The 18,672-nt window shown below is 49.6% G+C and carries 14 protein-coding genes and 1 tRNA gene; 1 reads left to right on the top strand and 14 read right to left on the bottom strand.

What is annotated here, in order from left to right:
• Positions 1–834 precede the first annotated feature (834 nt).
• The 6 genes from QEN58_RS06485 to QEN58_RS06460 all read right to left on the bottom strand — a co-directional run bounded on the left by QEN58_RS06485 (position 835) and on the right by QEN58_RS06460 (position 9,314).
• Entirely contained in the window at positions 835–2,043 is a 1,209-nt protein-coding gene (locus tag QEN58_RS06485) for a hypothetical protein (protein ID WP_280106313.1), read from the bottom strand.
• Positions 2,044–2,390: 347 nt separating this feature from the next.
• Positions 2,391–4,430: an AAA family ATPase gene (locus QEN58_RS06480; protein WP_280106312.1), complete on the bottom strand. Its 2,040-nt coding sequence runs from the start codon at positions 4,428–4,430 to the stop codon at positions 2,391–2,393.
• Positions 4,431–4,590: 160 nt separating this feature from the next.
• Complete coding sequence (locus tag QEN58_RS06475; protein WP_280106310.1) at positions 4,591–4,875, bottom strand: hypothetical protein; 285 nt, start codon at positions 4,873–4,875, stop codon at positions 4,591–4,593.
• A gap of 1,160 nt (positions 4,876–6,035) precedes the next feature.
• Positions 6,036–6,112, bottom strand: a tRNA-Arg gene (locus QEN58_RS06470).
• A gap of 92 nt (positions 6,113–6,204) precedes the next feature.
• On the bottom strand, positions 6,205–7,152 hold the full coding sequence (locus QEN58_RS06465; RefSeq protein ID WP_280106309.1) for an AEC family transporter: 948 nt from the start codon (positions 7,150–7,152) through the stop codon (positions 6,205–6,207).
• A 140-nt stretch (positions 7,153–7,292) separates the two neighbouring features.
• On the bottom strand, positions 7,293–9,314 hold the full coding sequence (locus tag QEN58_RS06460; RefSeq protein ID WP_425270307.1) for a diguanylate cyclase: 2,022 nt from the start codon (positions 9,312–9,314) through the stop codon (positions 7,293–7,295).
• A 350-nt stretch (positions 9,315–9,664) separates the two neighbouring features.
• Between QEN58_RS06460 and rfaH the strand changes: the two genes are divergently transcribed.
• Positions 9,665–10,189 (top strand): transcription/translation regulatory transformer protein RfaH, encoded by a 525-nt coding sequence (gene rfaH, locus QEN58_RS06455; protein WP_280106308.1) that lies wholly within the window; start codon positions 9,665–9,667, stop codon positions 10,187–10,189.
• Positions 10,190–10,216: 27 nt separating this feature from the next.
• On the opposite strand, the gene pgm is transcribed toward rfaH, so the two are convergent.
• The 8 genes from pgm to QEN58_RS06415 all read right to left on the bottom strand — a co-directional run bounded on the left by pgm (position 10,217) and on the right by QEN58_RS06415 (position 18,562).
• Positions 10,217–11,812: a phosphoglucomutase (alpha-D-glucose-1,6-bisphosphate-dependent) gene (pgm, locus tag QEN58_RS06450; RefSeq protein WP_280106307.1), complete on the bottom strand. Its 1,596-nt coding sequence runs from the start codon at positions 11,810–11,812 to the stop codon at positions 10,217–10,219.
• A 252-nt stretch (positions 11,813–12,064) separates the two neighbouring features.
• Positions 12,065–13,189, bottom strand: a complete 1,125-nt coding sequence (locus QEN58_RS06445; protein ID WP_280106306.1) for a porin — start codon at positions 13,187–13,189, stop codon at positions 12,065–12,067.
• 264 nt (positions 13,190–13,453) lie between these two features.
• Positions 13,454–14,185, bottom strand: a complete 732-nt coding sequence (locus QEN58_RS06440) for a ProQ/FINO family protein (protein WP_280106305.1) — start codon at positions 14,183–14,185, stop codon at positions 13,454–13,456.
• A gap of 20 nt (positions 14,186–14,205) precedes the next feature.
• Positions 14,206–14,763, bottom strand: coding sequence for a dihydrofolate reductase (locus QEN58_RS06435; protein ID WP_280106304.1), 558 nt, complete (start codon positions 14,761–14,763; stop codon positions 14,206–14,208).
• On the bottom strand, positions 14,760–15,578 hold the full coding sequence (locus tag QEN58_RS06430) for a thymidylate synthase (RefSeq protein ID WP_280106303.1): 819 nt from the start codon (positions 15,576–15,578) through the stop codon (positions 14,760–14,762). The genes QEN58_RS06435 and QEN58_RS06430 overlap by 4 nt, the downstream gene beginning before the upstream one ends.
• 111 nt (positions 15,579–15,689) lie before the next feature.
• Positions 15,690–16,487: a prolipoprotein diacylglyceryl transferase gene (gene lgt / locus QEN58_RS06425; protein WP_280106302.1), complete on the bottom strand. Its 798-nt coding sequence runs from the start codon at positions 16,485–16,487 to the stop codon at positions 15,690–15,692.
• A gap of 66 nt (positions 16,488–16,553) precedes the next feature.
• Positions 16,554–17,339 (bottom strand): sulfite exporter TauE/SafE family protein, encoded by a 786-nt coding sequence (locus QEN58_RS06420; RefSeq protein ID WP_425270306.1) that lies wholly within the window; start codon positions 17,337–17,339, stop codon positions 16,554–16,556.
• An 8-nt stretch (positions 17,340–17,347) separates the two neighbouring features.
• Positions 17,348–18,562 carry a response regulator gene (locus tag QEN58_RS06415; protein ID WP_280106300.1) on the bottom strand — a complete coding sequence of 405 codons (1,215 nt, stop codon included), beginning with the start codon at positions 18,560–18,562 and terminating at the stop codon, positions 17,348–17,350.
• Positions 18,563–18,672 lie beyond the last annotated feature (110 nt).

Raw genomic sequence — 18,672 nt, 5'->3', positions numbered from 1 at the left:
AATATGAGCATGGTTAGGTGCTGACTAACGGTCGATGCACGCCGGGCATTACATCGACTGAAAATTAGTTGCCCACTTTTAATAGCGTGTGGCGATGCGGCGTAATTCTTTAAGCCAGCAAAAGCAGCGACCTACCACATGCCGTGCCATCACAGTCATGGAGCAGCTCATCGCTGTTCTATTCTTTATCAGCGAAGGACGCCTGACGCTATGTGGCAGAGAGATTCTCTCCAGCGCAGACACGAAGTGTTGAAAAGCTACTTGTTGGCTGGCGGGCTGTGTGAACGGCAGTGAACAACCATGGCGATCACAAACAAAAGGAATTGGGAGTTAAACCGAAACGGATACGGCCAAGGGCCTGGTCTAGCGGTTCTTTCGAGCCCCTTTTGCCGCCTCCAGCGGCAGCGCGTGCGGTCGCACTGAAGTGGCATCAATCATCCACGTGTAAAGGGCCATAAGCCCATCCTCACGAAACTTGGGCTACAAGCGAGAAAAAACCGCTTCAACGCAGTGCTTTTAAAACTAGGGGGGACTAAAGGTTTGAGTAAGAAAGGCACTAAAGAATTACGTCATTAGGATATTGATTTAAATGGCGTCCTGGCAGGAGCTTAAAATATCGCATAAGATCATGATTTAAATGAAATTAATATAAAATCAAAAAACACAATATACCAATATGTATACCAGCGCCTTAACCTGCATCGGATATCAGCAAGCACTGATATTCCTATTTGTGGCTCCTCCATCTTCTATTATTAGAAGCGGCCGTGGCTAGAGTCAAAAATAACTTTTCCTTAGTAAGGCTGGCATATCAACTCGGTCATCAGCGATAATTTATTGATTATTCGAAGCTATTTCAACCAAGGTAACCCACTCTGGACGAGTGCGCTTTTTACTAGCATTGGTAATGTTTTCAGGAAGCCTTGCTAGGACGTCATCTGGAATACTACCCTCCTTAAACTTCACAACAACATTAACTCTAACTCCAAATGGAATTGTGTTAGCCTCTTCTTTGAATTCCCTTTCAATTTCTCGATATAATCTCCACCGACCTTTTTTAGATTCAAGCTGCCTACTTTTTGCCTCAAAGATGTATTCAACTCCATCTTTTGGATAGTCAGAGTAACGTTTAAAAGAACCAAGCTCTGGCGACCTTGCCGTCATTCTAAGAAACTCTCTCCTCATATTTTTAGATAGAGACTCTACGCGAAAGGGCAGACGCCATTTTACTGCATCCGTAATAAATACTTCACGTGCGTACGGCTCCTTAATACGTGACAAAATCAATCTAGCCTTTGATTTTGAAAGTTTTGAACTATGCAATTCCTTCGGATCAAGAACATTAGAAAGCACTAGCAAAGAAAGCTCAACTAAATGCAATCTATCCCAATGAGCATTACCAAACTCATCATTAGCTGAAGTTATAAAATCATTCAAATAAACTAGCCATTTTTGAAATTCTGCATCATTTTCAACTTTTTTACAAAATTCCGAAAAACCTAAACATTCTTTCTCGTCCTGGCCGTTCTTAACAATCACCATCTCTCCTAAAGCCTTACATATTAATTTTGGGAGCTCTCCGGTATCTTGCTTACGATGATTATAAGCACCGTAACGAAAATAGATGAAGTTATTAAAAGATTTTTCCACAAGTATAACTGCTCTAAATATTTTCCGTGATCTTTTGGTATCAGAAAGCCGTAACTGGAGAAGCTTACCATTCAAGATCTCAACCCACGCAAAATATGAGCAGAAAATATATAATGTACTTAAATAATAATAGTTGGAGGTTTCAAACCATTTATGATCTTCTGTGGATACAAGATTACCAATGCGAGCTGCGAGAGCGTCAGATGCGGAGACCAATGGAACTTTATATTGTTGAAGTAAATTTTCAACATCGCGCCGATGAGCAATTTTTCCTCCCAACACAACTTCAAAAAGCAGTTTGAAGGAAGCACCTATTAGCCCGCCAATGGTGGAGGCCACCAAAAGGTAGATGGCACTATTTTTAGACAATTCAGAATCAAGAAACTCAAGCATATATAATCGCATATTTGGTGATTATAAAAACAGGAATCTTTTTACGAAAATCCCGGCGCATTTAATAATATTGCAATGTCACTAGCTACTAAATCATGTAAAACTCATGTGTGTAAAACTTACGCCAATCATCTAGCATAGCATAAAGCAACTAATGGTTTTCGTGACACTGGGCTGCACTCTTAGCAACAGTCACTAACGTTCTTTCTTTATGCGGCTATAAGCGGGCATTAATAACTTACTGCTACAATACCCACTCACAAATACTACAATGCAATGATTTATCACAGTCTATATAAACCTTAAAAAACCCAAGGTTATCCTTATACCTGCGCCTCAATTAAAGTTTAATTACTCTCTTTAGGAATCAATTTAGTCCCACCAAGCTCATTAATCTGTCTAAACCGGGCGTTGATAACCTCAAATAGTTTTTCAAATCTTTGTGCAGTATCCTCAGTCACAACCGCCTCCGCATTTTTCGACATTTTGGTAAGTAATAATCGCGTCGGTCTTGTTTTATGAAACTCGATTCCTAGGTCAGCCAGCGCTAACTCCACTCGCTTAGCTATTCTCGGGACATTCTTATTTAGTTCTAGCTTTTTACCTTTAAGCTCCCTCATGTAACACTCGCGCACAAGCCCTTCATAGAAATCAGGATCTAACAAATCTTCTATATCAGCTTCGGCTGGAGGGGAATCGCTTAAAGCTTCCGTAACAAATACAATATTTTTATCGTTGATTAACCTAGACTTTATAAGATCGTCACGTGTGGTTCTAGAATCTTTCTCCTCATCCAATAAAACTACAACATTTAGTTCTTCGGAAGATAGCAACGCTACCATGTAGGAAACCTTTTGGGCTCCACCTGCGGGTGTCATAGTAACTTCTGGGTTTAATCCATTTTTACCTTGATCTGCAAGGTATTCCGAAACAGAGGAAAGCATCCAGTAATCCGTAATCCCCTCAACTATTAAGTTATTCGGCCCAACAAATAAAGATTGTGCGAGACTATATCCAAGTGCTGCCTGAAGAGGGAAGAGTGTTCTAGAATCTCCGCTCGGATCGTTAGTTACTGTGGTACCATCCTCCTCGTCAATATTAACAGTGCGAATTGAATCCAATTGCCCCGCTGGCACCATGAAAGGTGAATGCGTAGAGTAAAGTATTTGATTTACAAAATCGCTATGGAAATGAGTCAACAAATCTGATTGAGATTTAGCGTGCAAATACAACCCAGGCTCGTCTAACAAAAGTATAGCGTTTTCTGCGACATCACCATCAGTATCTGCGGAGAATGTAATATAGAAAGCGAAAAACCACTGAAAACCTCGACTACGCTCATTTAGGTTTACCTCAACATCGTACACTGATGTAGGATCTGAAATTAGCGTATCCATGAAATTTCCGTCAAGGTTAAACCTTACTTTTAAACTGCGATCACTCCAAAGACGTCGAATTTCTTTTGTAACTACCGCACTTGCACGATTTACAAGTTGATTACGTGTTTCTGGGTCTTGAGCCAAGTCTTGAAGGTTCTTTGGATCCATACCCGCAACTTTACAAAGCTTAGAAAAATATCGATCTTCATTAGTGGGAGTGCTTTTTTGCTGACGCTGATTATATTCTTCTAAATCTTGATGCCCTTCTAATTGAGGATAATCATCCAGGTAGATAAATTTAGGCATTCGCTCTATGACCCACCCCCGGGCTGCCACGTGGGCATCATCGTCTCCCGCGACTTTCTTGGCCACAGCATCTATTTCAGTAACTAAATTATCTATTGCCTCTGGTAGTTCCTTTGAGGCTGCAACCAAAGCTTTTTCAAGCGAGGCAATCGAGCTTTTACAATTATCAGCCCATTCTTTCAGATCAGCAATTTGAGCAAGTGCACTATCGAAATGCAAAGCCAATTTTTTTAATGCTTCGGAATGAGGTTCTTCACAATCTTCAGAAATTGTGTCAAGAGCTGCAAGTATTTTACGGACCTTAGGCTTTAGCCATTTTTCATCTATCTCCAATGGGGGTATATTATCGAAAGTAACCCAACGAACATTACTATAACGACGCCCAATTCTGATAGTTGATACACCTGCGGCTCGGGGAAACAACTTTTCAAGTTGCTGCTGTTCATTTATTGTTAGTTCCCAGCTTGATTCAACAACAGGGGTTATGTCGCGACATTCCTCAAGCTTTCTGTCTCGGGGAAAATCTTTAATGGGGCTTAAAGCTTGAAAACCCTCGACTGGATTTAAACTATGCAAAGCCTTCAGAAGGTTAGATTTTCCACTTTCGTTGCGTCCAAGTAGAGAAGTTATTCTCGATACATCCACTTCACCGCTATCATTTATTGAACGAAAATTTTTTGCCCTGAAATGTTTAAGCTCCACAACATACTCCTTTTTATTTAATCTAGATTTTTCTTATACTAAAAAATCAACCCTCTTAATTTATCAGCCAGAGCCATAACACTCATCTTTAAAGTAGATCTGTAGCCACATAGTAGTGGCAAAGCCTTGCCAACTCTACAGGGAGCACACTTCTCATTTTTTAAGTATTATCGACTTCGCGAAGAATAATACTGGTTTTTGCTTTGTTAATAATCCAATTTTCTGCCCAATCAATGGCTTCCTGCTCCGTCCTAAAGAGATTGTTCTCCACATCGAAGCTCATTGCTATCCCTTCAGGGCTATTGAACTCACCTGTTCGAGATGATACGTAAAGAATCACCACTGCTTGATATCCGCTATAACCTCTGCTCGGGCCTACGTAAACGTTGCAAGGGTGAATATCTGCAGGTGTATCAAAATCTACTGCAAATTTTTTGTTTTTCATTGAACCTCCGAGGAGAAACATTTAAGGAGCATTGCACAGGCCGCTATGATATTAGTCTTCACCAGCATGGCCGCTTTGGACAGAATAAAGTCGGACATAAGTACAGAGGCTAGTAGTGAATAGAAACACTTATACGCACTTGTGATGAAGCACTAACCTGGTCTATAGATGCATTCAACGATGGCTGGCGATTTGCAGGTCAATGATTGCAAGCTAATTAGCACCTATCGGCCACTACAACCCCCACTTCAATATATTTAAGCAGTATTCATCATTTTCCTAAGTCTGTACAACCAAAAACACTGAGATTTTAGACCACCCTGCGTCGCTACTCACTGGAACGCCCCGGTACTGCAAGGCCTTATCAGGAATGTCCTTATAAGCTATCGGCCAGTTGGTGGCCTGGCTTTCGGATCTTCCACTCTCTCTTGCCTGTTGAAAGTGCATAACTTCGCATGAATTCGCGTGATTTTCATGCACCAAAAACCCTTCTACAGCCCAGCAACAGAGGGATTTTACCCATTTTGCAAGGTGCATGAAGAAATACCCCACAAGCGAACACCGCAGGCGAGTGGGGGACAACGCGCCGTAGGGTGCGGCGGCCTGGGGGCGTATCCCTTGGCAACCATCCCATATAGCCGCTGTGTGCCGCTGTAAGCCGTGTCTATGCTTTGCCTACCCTATAACGAGAAAGCCCCGCACAGGGGCGGGGCTTTCTCATATCACGTATGTTCACCTATCCATCACAAGCACACCCTCTAGGTTGACGACAGGTGTAATTACGACTGATACATGAGTCTCCACATGCTTTTCCGCGAGAGCATCTACGACAGCATCCACCCTGTGCCAAGAACAGCTCTTCAGGAATCGCATCGAAAAGCAGATCGCATTCGGCGGTTTCTTCGCTTACCAGAAGCTCGGCTTGCGTTACCCAATTGCCAGGGGCATCAATCGGCTGCTCGGCACTAGCCATACCTGCCCAGCATAGCGCCAGCATCAACATCACTGCTTTAATAAGCACGGCTATTCCATTTAGTTATTATTTTCAAACTTAGTGTGCGGATGCTGAATAGAAATTAACAGCTACCCATTAGCACTTGGGCACCAAGCCACTATTGCGAGGGGTTCAGGTTAACGCTGAGGAGGCTTTGCGATGGGAATGGCGTCCCTGGCAGGAGTCGAACCTGCGACCTGCCGCTTAGGAGGCGGCTGCTCTATCCTACTGAGCTACAGGGACTTAATCGCTCTAACTTATTCGTTCTAAACTGGCGGGCGCGTAGTATAACGCGTCGGCTTAGGCAGGGCCAATCGCGTTGGCGCTATTCAACCCTATATCCAACCGAGTAAGCGCAGAGCAAAGACGCCCAGTGTAACGGTAATGCTCGCCATCAGCGTGGTGATGGCGATGATATTGGCCGCTAGTGGTACATTGCCGCCTATCGCTTTCACCATCACAAAGCTGGCGGCGGCGGTGGGACTGGCAAAGAAGAGGAACAGCAAGCCCAGCTGTTCGCCTGAAAAACCCATCATCCAGGCCGCCAATGTAGAGAGTATCGGTAGCGTTACCATCTTCATCAAGCTAGCGCCTAGTGCCACTTGGCTGCTGTTGCGCATGCTTGAAACGGAGAGCGTCGCGCCAATACAGATCAACGCCAGAGGGAGTGTTAACGAGGCAAAATAGTCCCCCGAGGTAATCACCCAACTGGGCAGCGGAATCGAGAGCGCGGTGAAGGGTAATGCCGCAAATACGGAAATAATTAGCGGATTTTTTGCTACATGCTTGAGCAGGCTACGCCAATCGGTGGCCTGGCCAGGTTGGTAGAATGCCAGTACGACAACCGAAAGCGCGTTGTACATCACAATCACCACGCCCAGCAGAAGGCTGCCCGCCGACAGGCCATAGTTACCGTACATCCCCGCCGCTAATGCTAAGCCCACTACCCCGCAATTACCGCGAAACGCGCCCTGAACGTAAATACCGCGATCCTGGCGAGCAACACGGTAGTGCGCCCATGCCCAACTGAGCAGGAACTGGCCGAGCGTAGCAGCAGCAAAAAACACCATCAGCGAAACGTCCAGCGCGACGCTTAAGTCGGCTTTTATCAGACTGAGGAAAATCAAGGTAGGGAGTGTTGCTCTAAATACCAGTGCCGAAGCGGTCGAGACAAAAGCGCTATCGATCCATTTCAAGCGCTTTAGGGCTAGGCCTAAAAATACCATCGTGAATACAGGCAGCGTGACATCAAGCGTGCGGGCAAACAGTTCAAGTAGGTTCACAACAGTTTCTCGGTCAGCCTTGATTTAATAACGGCTTCAAACAACAAATTAGTTCCCGCTTATACTCTACTGCTGAGCAAGTTTTGTCGACCAAAAAGCGCTCTAGGCTTAATACAGCAATTTTGAACGTTTTTAAGAGATTATTTCTGCGAGTCGAAAAGCTCCATGACATCATCATGGGGCATATTAACCACAACCCCATCGCGCCCGTGCTCTTTGGCTTTGTAGCTACCGGCATCGGCGCGCGCCAAAACATCGACCACACTAGAGTCAACTTCATCGAAGGTCGTCACGCCGATACTTAAAGTGACTATGTACTCTTTGCCTGCATGAGTGACGGAGATTTCGCTGACCGATTGACGCAATGACTCTGCGATCCTCATCGCCTGCGCCAGGGTGCAGCTGGGGAGCAGCACGCCAAACTCGTCCCCCCCTTGGCGAGCCACATGGTCACTACGACGCACTTCCCAAGCCACCACCTGCGCAATACGGCGTAACATTTCGTCGCCTAGGGCATGGCCGCCTTCGTCATTGATAGGTTTGAAGTGGTCTAAATCAAACAGCAGAAGAGCTGACGGCGTACTGGTTTTTTGGAAATCGGCAAAGGCTTCTTCCAAGCGGCGCTCGAAGCCACGGCGATTCAACAGCCCGGTTAACGGATCGTGCTCCGCCTCCCAACGCTGAATAGCTTCCTGCTCGCGGCGCTCGGTAATGTCTTTTACAACGCCGACTAAACCAAGGGTATGGCCATCTTGAGAAAGCGTGACCACGCGGGCATGAATATCCAGCCACAGCAGCTCTTTATCGCTGCGTAAAAACCTCAATTGACGAACAAAATCATTACCAGTGCGCAGGCTATGCAGCCACAAATCCTTGGCACCGACGATATCATCATTATGGATCTGCGTTAGCCATGTCTCCATGGGTGCGTCAGCGGAAACCCCCAGCATTTCTAATAACGCGGGGTTCATATAGGTAATGTCGCCGTTCATATTGGCGACAAACATGCCTTGAGGCGCGGCATTGAGCACCGAGTCTAGAAACGCCTCACGTTCTTGAAGATTACCAAGTAAAAGCTGACGCTCTTCTTCTACTCGGTTGAAGGTGCTCGCTACCTGCTGCAACTCTTGCATATTGGTAGCAAGGCTGACGTTCTCTCGGTAGCCGAGCCCCACTTCACCAATCTGCTTTTCCAAATGTCTCAAGGGCGAAAGCTCTCGGCCCAACATCCACCACAGGAGGGGCAACATGGAAAGCGCAAAAAGTACCCATAACCACCACAATTGCTGGATAAAGCCAGCCAAGGGCAGTTGCGCTTGCTGTACCGGCATGTAGAGACCCACCACCCAGTTGGCAGGCCATATCTGGGCATAGGACTGTAGCGCCATTTGACCATTTAATAATTGACCAATGCTGTCTCCTTCCCAGCCGTCCCGGGCCAGATCCAACCCAGGGTTGAATGACTTGTCAGGGACGGGCGCATTAATTAACGAGCGATCTGGGTGATACAAGATTTTTCCCGACGCAGTAGCAATGCCCGCATAGCCATTTTCGCCCAAGCGCACCTTGGCTAAACGACTAAAGACCCCCCCTGAATCAAGGCTAAGAATGCCTGCCACAAAGCCATCAAACTCACCTTGTTCCGTAAGGCGAGGAACACTAACCAGGACCATGGGCACCCCACTAGCTCGCCCTTCAAACGGCTCACTTACATAGGGTCGAAGCGTACCGCGCAGCATATGAAAGTACTCAAGCTCTGTGGTGTCGAGCCCCACTCTTCCAACGATCGCGGGCCAATCGGCCACGACCGTACCCTCGCGATTAACAACGACAATTCCCTCGAACCAGGCCAGCAGACTATCGTTTTGCTGCAATTGATAGCTGATCCAACCCTCATCATTGGTTGCACCAATGCTTCCACGCAGGCGCTCCAATGCCTGAAAACGTAGCTCAATCTGTTGGGTGACTTCATCTGCCAAAAGAGTGGCTTCATAACGCAGGTGCGACATATTGGTTTCTTGCACCATGGTTTTACCCAATTGCCAGGACATGCCCAAAAGTAGGGTAACGACCAAAAACCAGGTAGCCGCAAGGCCCAGCAGTAGCCGGCCTCTTAAGGAGCGGGAGATATGCATGCGTTTCAGCGGGGCAGCGAGACGCACTGACTGCCCCAAAATTTATAGATTAACTGCAGAATGTATATCCATTTGCTGTTACTACGGGTGGTGGTAATAGAGGCCAAACTTTTATCAGACAATTTTACCAACATTATAATCTAGCATACGTTGACAGGTATCAACCCTGCGCGATCTTTACATGACCGCCACATTGAAGTAAGGAGCTAAACATTAACGCAAGCGCCTAACAAGCCCCCTAAACTACAGGTTTCAAAGCGCTTGGAAGACTGCGAGAAAAAAATTGATAGAACGGTACATGCATAAGACAAGATGCTACCGTAGCCAGCTCGTTGAAGTACACACAGTAAATAAGCGCTATGCCAAAGGACGAACGGATGGATTCTTTCAGCGACGCAGAGGATACGATACCTTCTTGGTACGTTATTCAATGCAAAGGCGGTGAATCGTTTCGCGCCGCCGAACATCTCACCAACCAAGGTTATGAAGTGTTTCACCCTGTGCTGAGTAGCCAACGAAAACGCCAGGGTAAGCTCACTGTCGTGACCGAACCGCTATTCCCCTACTACCTGTTTATCTGTTTAGATCAGGTAGCCAGCAACTGGGGGCCCATTCGCTCCACCCGCGGCGTTCTGCGTCTGATTACCTTCGGCAACAGGCCTGTCGCAGTACCCTCACAGCTCGTTGAAACCCTCCGTGCTCAGCCACACCACCAGGAAGGCATCCACACCTACTTCAGCGCTGGTGAGAAAGTCACCATCACCGACGGCCCCTTCAAAGACCTCGAAGCTATCTTTACACGCTGCAAAGGGGAAGAGCGAGCCATCGTCTTGCTTAATGTGCTTAACAGGCCTCAGCACCTTGATATAGCAGTGAATAGCCTACAAAAAAATGAGCAGTGAATGGGCGCTCTAACGACGGATAAAGAACTACCCTTTCAACACCTTGGCTAACAGCGTTTTGGCGTTTTCAATCAACTCATCTAAGTGCTGCTCGCCTTTGAAACTTTCGGCATAGACTTTATAAAGCGATTCCGTGCCGCTGGGGCGGGCGGCAAACCAACCGTTCTCGGTGGTGACCTTGATACCACCAATAGCAGCGCCATTACCGGGCGCGTTGACAAGCACGGCAGTAATCGGATCACCCGCAAGTTGCTGCTCGGTCACGCTCTCGGCAGTCAGGTTTTTAAACGCCGCTTTCTCTTCGGGTGAACAGGTAGTATCTACACGCTTATAGAAAGGCTCGCCGAAACGCTCGGTGAGCGTGCGGTAATACTCGCTGGGTGTTTTACCGGTGACCGACATGATTTCTGCCGCCAGCAAACACAGCACAATTCCGTCTTTATCGGTGGACCACGCCTTGCCGTCGCGGGTTAGCAAACTAGCGCCGGCGCTCTCTTCGCCGCCAAAGGCCAGCCAGCCTTCGTGCAGACCTTCCACAAACCACTTAAAGCCCACGGGCACTTCATACAACTCGCGCTGGTGAGAAGCTACGACTCGATCAATCATTGAAGACGATACCAGCGTCTTGCCGACTTTTAAGCTAGCAGTCCATTCGGGGCGGTGGGTCATTAGGTAATCGATGCACACCGCCAAAAAGTGGTTCGGGTTCATCAGGCCGTTGGCATCGACAATACCGTGGCGGTCAGCATCGGGGTCGTTACCGAAAGCAATATCGAAGCGGTCTTTAATCTTGAGCAGATTGGCCATCGCCGCAGGGCTTGAACAATCCATGCGGATTTTGCCGTCATGATCCGGTGGCATAAATGCAAACTCAGCATCCACCGTCGTGTTTACCACTTCAAGGTTTAGGCGGTAATGCGCCGCTACCGCCTGCCATACCGGCAACGCCGTACCGCCCATAGGGTCGGCGCCTAAAGCTAAGTTCGCATCCTGAATCGCGGCAATATCGACCACGCTACCGAGCTTGGCGACGTAATGTGCGGTGAAATCATACTCTTGAGCATGGGCAAGCGCCTCGTCAACGGGCACGGTGGGCACGTCTTCTAATTGGCGCAGCAGATAAGCGTTGGCGCGCTGCTCAATCCAACCGGTGGCATCGGTATCCGCTGGGCCACCGTGGTGCGGGTTGTACTTTATGCCGCCATCTTCCGGCGGGTTATGCGAAGGCGTAATGATTAAGCCATCCGCTAGTGCCATATTGGGCACCGCCTGCCCTTGAGGGCGGTTGTGGTGCAGAATCGCCTGGCTAATTAGCGGCGTAGCAGTATAGCCGTGATCTTTCTCGACAAATACCGGTACCCGATTGGCGGCCAACACCTGCAGCGCGCACTCCCAGGCAGGGCGCGAAAGCGCGTGGGTATCGAAACCTAAAAACAGCGGCCCCTGATAGCCTTCCTCAAGGCGATAATCGACTACCGCCTGGGTGATCGCGTAAATATGCGAGGCGTTAAAGGTGCACTCGAGGGAACGTCCGCGATGACCGGAGGTTCCAAACGCCACACGCTGATTAGAAACGCTGGCATTCGGCTGTTGTTCATAAAACGCTTTTAAAACGGCTTCCATTACTCACTTCCTCAAAGTAAATGCGCGGTCTCATCAATACTTCTGTATCGGTGTCCGTATCTTTTACTGAAAAATAATAGCAATTAATAAGCTGAATAACGCCCGCAATATGGAGAGCACCCTCGAATTATGCCATCCAACCGACTATTTCTCCGAAGTAATATACGTAAACAAAAAAACCGGCCTCGAAAGAGGCCGGTTCTATGGGTTCTGCTAAGCAGTTACCCTTTAAGCGAGGTGTTTAAACCTAGCTTAGAAGTCGTAACGTACGCCGACAGTAGTCAGGATTTCGTCGTCGAGGTTACGGATGTTATCACGTACGGAATTGTCTAAGTCAGTACCGTCGTCTTGCTGGTAGACTTCGGCAAAGACGTACATCGGCTGGCTGAAGCGGTAGTTACCGCCAAGCATCCAGCGATCCTTGTCGTCTGCATCATCAGCTGCCATACCAATACGTGCGTACTGGCCGTAGATTTCACCCATGCCGTAGTCGTAGGTCGCACCCAAACCGGCAATGCTTTCTTCAGCGTCAAACCTTCCGCGAGCGGCCAGTTCTTCATCGCTGAGAGTGTCAGTGATCTGCTCGTACTTGAAGCGCATGCTGAAGGCATCGGTGAAGTCATAGTTAGCGAAGAAGCCGAACAGATCTTCACCAGCCGCATAAGGAACGTCGTCCGCATAAGGGTCGCCGCCATCGTAGCTAGCACCACGATCAGATACATCCTTGCCTTGGCTGTAGCCCAATGACATGTAAAGGTCGTTAATGGTGTAGTCGACAGCCGCTGCAGTCGTCCAGGTAGAGCTGTTATCTTGACCAGCTACAACGTCACCGTTACCGGAGAGGTGCTTAGCTTGAACGTGAGCACGGAAGCCAGAAAGATCCGGTGTGGAGTAAGAAATCGCATCACCGCGGCTGTCGGCTGCAATAGCACCCAGTTGTTCCCAGCCTGCATTTTCCGGCACATCGAAAATCACGTCGCCAGAACGGTAGTAAACGCTGTCGAAGTTACCGGCCTGAACCGAACCCCAAGAGTTACTTTTAACACCCAGATAGGTGTTACGAACGGTATCGAAACCATTGGCGTTCTGGGCGTCAGCATCACCACGGAATTCCATGCGAGCAAAAACGCTCATGTCGCGGGTAACTTCGTGGTTGGCAATAAAGCCAAAACGAGAACCCAGATCAACAAACTCGGAGCCGTCTGTCTTCTCGCCAGCGCCCGGAGCGTCTTCAGGGCCACCAGTGGTGATGCCATAAACGACACGGCCGTAAAGATCCAGCTTGGTGCCGTCTTGGTCATAAACGGTGCCAGCTTGGGCTGCTGCAGAGGCACCCATGGCGCCGACGATAGCAGTCGCTAAAAGTGTTTTTTTCATGATGTAAGTTCCTTAACTCGTAAACTGTTTCGATCGTTAGTGCTCAGCTCTTAAAGAGCTGGCAGTTGGCTTTTGCGGGCCATGCTCTTTTCCCATCCTCCGGTTTTTCCCGGGGGTATGCGGCATGTCCTCAACAAAGCCTTGTTATAGTCCAATGCTCGCAAGACGAACTCTATACCGGGATTCCAGTGAACGCAATAGAAAAAAACAGTGTTTCTTTACTATTTTCACTTTTTAATGGAACCCTTGGCTCCATGCCTGGTCTCAGCGGCCTTTAAATTTCTGCTGTAAGCCTAGTAGTTTGTCTTCCATGCTAAGCTGCTTACGCGTCTCACTTTTTTCACTCTCGGCCTGTTTTACCGCCTCTTTGGGTGGCTTTGGAGCGACAGGCTTCGATTTGAGTTGCGCTTTTTTGGGCTGCTTAGTCTCTTTCTGATCACCACGTTTTTCTGATGCATGCAGTGCTGCTTCTTTATCGACCTTGCCAGCAGGCTGACCATCCAAATCTACCCTTTCTGCCCCCTCTCGCACAGCTTTTATATAGCGCGGAAGATTCACATAGTTGGCTAAGGCGCGACGAATCAACTTGTTGGGCCACTCTTCACGCTCTGCAAGCTCTTGGTGAATGCCGACTTTTAGCGGTTTGGTGTGCCCCTTAAAAAACGCTTTGGGGTAGCGCTCGTACCATTGATTAAGCAAGGCATGCGGCGAAGGTGTGTCAGGCGTTTCAGCGGCAGCTGGTGAGTCGGCTTGTTTTTCAGAAGCCTCTTCATCGAGCGCTGGCGAATCAAGGTCGGGAGTGGCTTCGCTATGCTTCTCTGGCTCTATTACAGCCGCGGTTTCCGGGCTTGGCACGCATTGCACTTGGCCGTCGTCTTTCAGCGCCAATTGCTGCTTTAGCCACTGGTTTTCTTCGCGCAGGGCCTGTAGCTCAGCTTGTGTGCGTTCTAGACGCGTTTCTAAGTCATCAAACATGTTCATTAAGCTGGCGGCCATAGCCTTCTCCTTTACCCTTTTCAGTCGGCGATGCGCTCGTAGACCACAAAATCATAGCTTGGCTGCCCTTCTGCTGGTTGCCCTGCTACGCGCTGTACTTCCTGCCACTCGCTGGGGTCGACGTCAGGAAACGTTGCGTCGCCTTCAACATCTATGTCCACTTCCGTTATGTAAAGCCGCTGGGCAAAGGGTAACGCCTGGCGATAAATCTCTCCGCCCCCCATGACCATGATCTCTTCTGCCGCCTCAATGGTGGCGTGCTGGTCGGCGAGTTCTAGCGCTGCGGGTAGGTCGTGACACACGCGTACGCCTTCGTGGGAAAACTCGGCGTTGCGGGTGACCACTACATTAAGCCGATTCGGCAGCGGCTTGCCAATGGAAGCGTAGGTTTTACGCCCCATCACCAGCGGTTTTGCCTGGGTGATGCGCTTAAAGAACTTTAAATCTTCAGGCAGGTACCAAGGCAACTTGCCCTCTACGCCGATCACGCGGTTTTTTGCCATGGCAACAATCATTGCCACGGGCACCAAGGAGTCGAAGCTATCGTTTTGCTTAACCATATCGTTTTGCTGGCTCATACCGCCACCTCGGCTTTGATGTGCGGATGCGCCTCGTAAGCGTCAATGTAGATGTCTTCAAAACGGAATGCGAACAGGTCATCAATCTCTGGATTAAGCACCAGCTTAGGTGCTGCATGGGGCGTACGCGACAGCTGTTCTTTGGCTTGTTCAAGGTGGTTACTGTACAGGTGCGCATCGCCCAGGGTGTGGATAAACTCACCGGGTTGCAGACCGGTCACTTGGGCGACCATAGTCAGCAGCAAGGCGTAGCTGGCGATATTAAACGGCACACCGAGAAAAATGTCGGCGCTGCGCTGATAGAGCTGGCACGACAGCTTGCCGTTGGCGACGTAGAACTGGAACAGGCAGTGGCAAGGCGGAAGCTGCATTTCATCGACCTGGGCCGGGTTCCAGGCAGAAACAATCAGACGGCGCGACTGGGGCGAGGTGCGAATTTGCCCAAGCACCTTGGCAATTTGGTCAACGCTGCCGCCTTTAGGGTCAGGCCAACTGCGCCACTGGTAGCCGTAAACGGGGCCTAGGTCGCCGTTTTCATCAGCCCACTCGTCCCAAATCCGCACTCCGTTCTCTTTCAGGTAGGCGATGTTGGTGTCGCCTTTCAGGAACCATAGGAGTTCGTGAATAATAGAACGCAGGTGGAGTTTTTTGGTGGTCAGTAGCGGAAAACCACGCGATAAATCGAAGCGCATTTGATGGCCAAACACGGAGCGCGTACCCACGCCTGTACGGTCGTGGCGGTCAACGCCATGCTCCAGAACGGTTTGCATCAAGTCTAAATAGGGTTGTTCAAGCGCAGGCGTTGTAGCAGTCACAGAATTTCCAAATTAACAGGCGATGTAGCGGTTTATTCTAGGTGGTGAGGTCATAAGGGGCAATGCGAAGATTACCCCTCTTTTCGACCAGCTAGTTAACCACCTTTCCCTTTATGCATTTTGGATTTTTACGTCCACTGGCTGGGAGCGCGACCAGGTGATGATAACCAGGCCCAGCGCAATCATTGGGAGCGTGAGCAGCATACCCATAGTGACCCAGCCGAAAGCGATAAAGCCGATGTGGGCGTCGGGCATACGGACAAACTCGACCATAAAGCGGAATACGCCGTAGCCAACTAGAAATAGCCCGGATAAAAAGCCCCGCGAGGTTGGTTTGGCGGAGGCCCACCAGAGAATGGCAAACAGTACGACGCCTTCTAACAGCGCCTCATACAGCGCTGAAGGGTGGCGCGGTTCAGGCCCCATGCCGGGAAACGGCATACCCCACGGTAGCGAGGTCAGGCGGCCCGGCAGCTCGTGGTTGATAAAGTTACCAATACGCCCGGCGCCTAAGCCAATGGGTACTAGCGGGGCGATAAAATCGGTCAGCGTTATGAAGGCCAGCTGCTTACGCCGAGCGAATATCCAGGCAGCGAGCAGTACGCCGAGGAGGCCGCCGTGGAAACTCATGCCGCCGTCCCATACGCGGAAGATCCACAGCGGATCGGCTGTCCACTGCCCTAGTCCGTAGAACAGCGCATACCCTAAGCGCCCACCGGCAACGACACCGACCGCACAGTAGAAAAGCAAATCACCGATATCGTCATTATTGAGGCCGATACGCGATGCGCGCCGGCAACCGAGCCACCAGGCGGCAACAAAACCCACTACGTACATTAGGCCATACCAATGGACTTGCAGCGGCCCCAAGGAAATAGCCACTGGGTCAATCGTTGGGTAATTAATCATTTACACTCTCTAATCTGACCAAAGGAAGTATTTGAAGCGCCCAGTCGCAAGCCGAATAGTCACAGGCTAGGAGAGCAGGAAGCGAACCCCTACCACTGCCAGCAGTAACGCGAAGGAGAGCCGTAGCACATGGGCAGGCAAAACGTGGGCCAGTTTAACGCCTAAGCGGGCAAATGGAACGCTGGTGACCACAATACTGAAGAATGCTGGCCACATTACAAAGCCAGTCGCCCAGGCAGGCAATAAAGAATTCCCCCACCCCACCACGATAAACGTCAGCGCTCCCACTAGCGCGATAGGCAGGCCAACCGCTGCTGCCGTACCCACTGCCTGTGTCATGCTAGCGCCACAGCGTGACAGAAGCGGCACCGTCATCGCGCCGCCGCCAATCCCAAACAGCGCTGAAACAACACCAATCGCCCCACCGGCCAGGGCCATTACCCAGTTGCGTGGCGCGACACTGCCGGGCTTGGGCGTTAAACCAAACACCATTTTGGTAGCAATGAGTAGAACAAAGATGCCAAACATAGTTCCCAGTGACGAGCCGGAGAGATTATCAGCAATAAACACCCCGGCGACGGCACCTAATACCAACCCTGGCAGCAGTGCTTTAAGCCAAGCACCGTGAATGCTGCCCCGCCGGAAATGGCCCAGGGTTGACGACGAACCAGTGACTAGAATAGTGGCGAGTGAGGTACCAATGGCTAAATGCATAGTGATTTCTGAGGCGATGTTTTGCAGCTCAAATGCAAATACCAGCACGGGAACAATAATAAGCCCGCCCCCCACGCCAAACACACCGGCCATGGTGCCTGCGACGGCTCCTAGGGTTAAGTAAATCGATAACGCCATAATGATAGTCATTCAGGCAAAGTCGTTTTAATCGTACCTGGAAACCAGTAAGCAATCATATTAAGGAGGGTTTCGGGTTGATACGGTTTGGCGAGCAGGTCATCCATGCCTGCAGCCAGACAGGCGTCGTGCCCCGCATTGTCGACGTTGGCCGTCAGCGCGACCAGCACGCTTTGAGTGCTGCCGCGGCTGCGCTCGAACTCGCGCCAGCGTCGGGTGGTTTCAAGACCGTCCAGGGTGGGCATGAAAATGTCCATAAAGACCAAATCAAAGCGACCACTTTGTTGACGCTCCAGCGCCTGCTCTCCGCTGCTGACGCCTTCCACCTGCAGACCTTGGGCTTCAAGCATTTGCCGCGCCAACATCAAATTTACCGGCCCATCGTCGACGACCAGTACACGCAAACTGTGCTGCGTCACGACACGCTCGTTATCGACTCCCTTTGCCTCATCGCCTAAAGCGCTATATCCATCCTCTTGTTCAGAATCTTGCTGAACGAGATTGGCTAATAGGGCGCGAATATCCGACACGTGCTCGTATACTTCCAAGACATTTTGCCGACAATTATCAGTAATCTCTTTTTCAGCCATGGCATTCAAATGGTCTAACAAGTTATTCGTTTCATTCTGCAGGAGCGTTAAATAGCCGGATTTCAACCGCGACTCCTCCCGCGCTCTTTCTCGCCCAGCCTTCAAGTGTTTAAGCTGTCGTTGCTGGTACTGAAAGTCGTCCAACAACGTTTGCTCATGCTCTTGCTGAGTGTTCTTAGTAGCCGAGCTGACCACTTGCGAGCAGCGTATAGAGCGCTCAAGATCCAATAGCGCTTCATTAACACTGGCCAACCGCTTGAGGGGGGAATGAAATTCGTCGGCGGCATCCGACGGTGAACATTGATATTCAGGTAGCGAACGCACTGCGGTGGTACACAATGCCTGACTATGCCGTTCAAGTTCGGTGAGTTCGTGCATAAAACGAGCATCGTTGCGCCGGGCATGCGCTTTAACCAGCATAAGAAAGGCGCCAACATTCAGACTACTGCCAATGAGCAGAGCCGCCATTAACCACAGCATGGTGCTCCAGGAGGTATAGCTTGGGGACATCCACCACATCATGACGCCAACTACCAGGCAAAGAACAACGAGGGACGCCTGCACAAGCAGCAAGGGCCACAGCAGAGGCCAAATAATGGCGTTCCAAAAGTGTTCCCGTTGATAGCGTTGCATGATCCCGCCTTCCTATTGGCCGCAAGGCCGCAGGTTACGCGACCACTGATTAAACCTTGGACTATTTGCCGAAACAGACACCCTTCAGCGTGACGATTTATGCTACAAAC

The sequence above is a fragment of the Halomonas alkaliantarctica genome, assembly GCF_029854215.1.
GTDB lineage: Bacteria > Pseudomonadota > Gammaproteobacteria > Pseudomonadales > Halomonadaceae > Vreelandella > Vreelandella alkaliantarctica_A.
The sequence above is the reverse complement of the archived record's forward strand: the minus strand, read 5'-3'. Positions and strand labels throughout refer to the sequence as shown.

What these genes read in the sequence shown, in the direction of transcription:
- QEN58_RS06485 (WP_280106313.1), bottom strand. Translation starts at nt 2,043, where the DNA reads ATGCTTGAGTTTCTTGATTCTGAATTGTCTAAAAATAGTGCCATCTAC.
- QEN58_RS06475 (WP_280106310.1), bottom strand. Translation starts at nt 4,875, where the DNA reads ATGAAAAACAAAAAATTTGCAGTAGATTTTGATACACCTGCAGATATT.
- rfaH (WP_280106308.1), top strand. Translation starts at nt 9,665, where the DNA reads ATGGATTCTTTCAGCGACGCAGAGGATACGATACCTTCTTGGTACGTT.
- pgm (WP_280106307.1), bottom strand. Translation starts at nt 11,812, where the DNA reads ATGGAAGCCGTTTTAAAAGCGTTTTATGAACAACAGCCGAATGCCAGC.
- QEN58_RS06445 (WP_280106306.1), bottom strand. Translation starts at nt 13,189, where the DNA reads ATGAAAAAAACACTTTTAGCGACTGCTATCGTCGGCGCCATGGGTGCC.
- QEN58_RS06440 (WP_280106305.1), bottom strand. Translation starts at nt 14,185, where the DNA reads ATGGCCGCCAGCTTAATGAACATGTTTGATGACTTAGAAACGCGTCTA.
- QEN58_RS06435 (WP_280106304.1), bottom strand. Translation starts at nt 14,763, where the DNA reads ATGAGCCAGCAAAACGATATGGTTAAGCAAAACGATAGCTTCGACTCC.
- lgt (WP_280106302.1), bottom strand. Translation starts at nt 16,487, where the DNA reads ATGATTAATTACCCAACGATTGACCCAGTGGCTATTTCCTTGGGGCCG.
- QEN58_RS06420 (WP_425270306.1), bottom strand. Translation starts at nt 17,339, where the DNA reads ATGGCGTTATCGATTTACTTAACCCTAGGAGCCGTCGCAGGCACCATG.
- QEN58_RS06415 (WP_280106300.1), bottom strand. Translation starts at nt 18,562, where the DNA reads ATGCAACGCTATCAACGGGAACACTTTTGGAACGCCATTATTTGGCCT.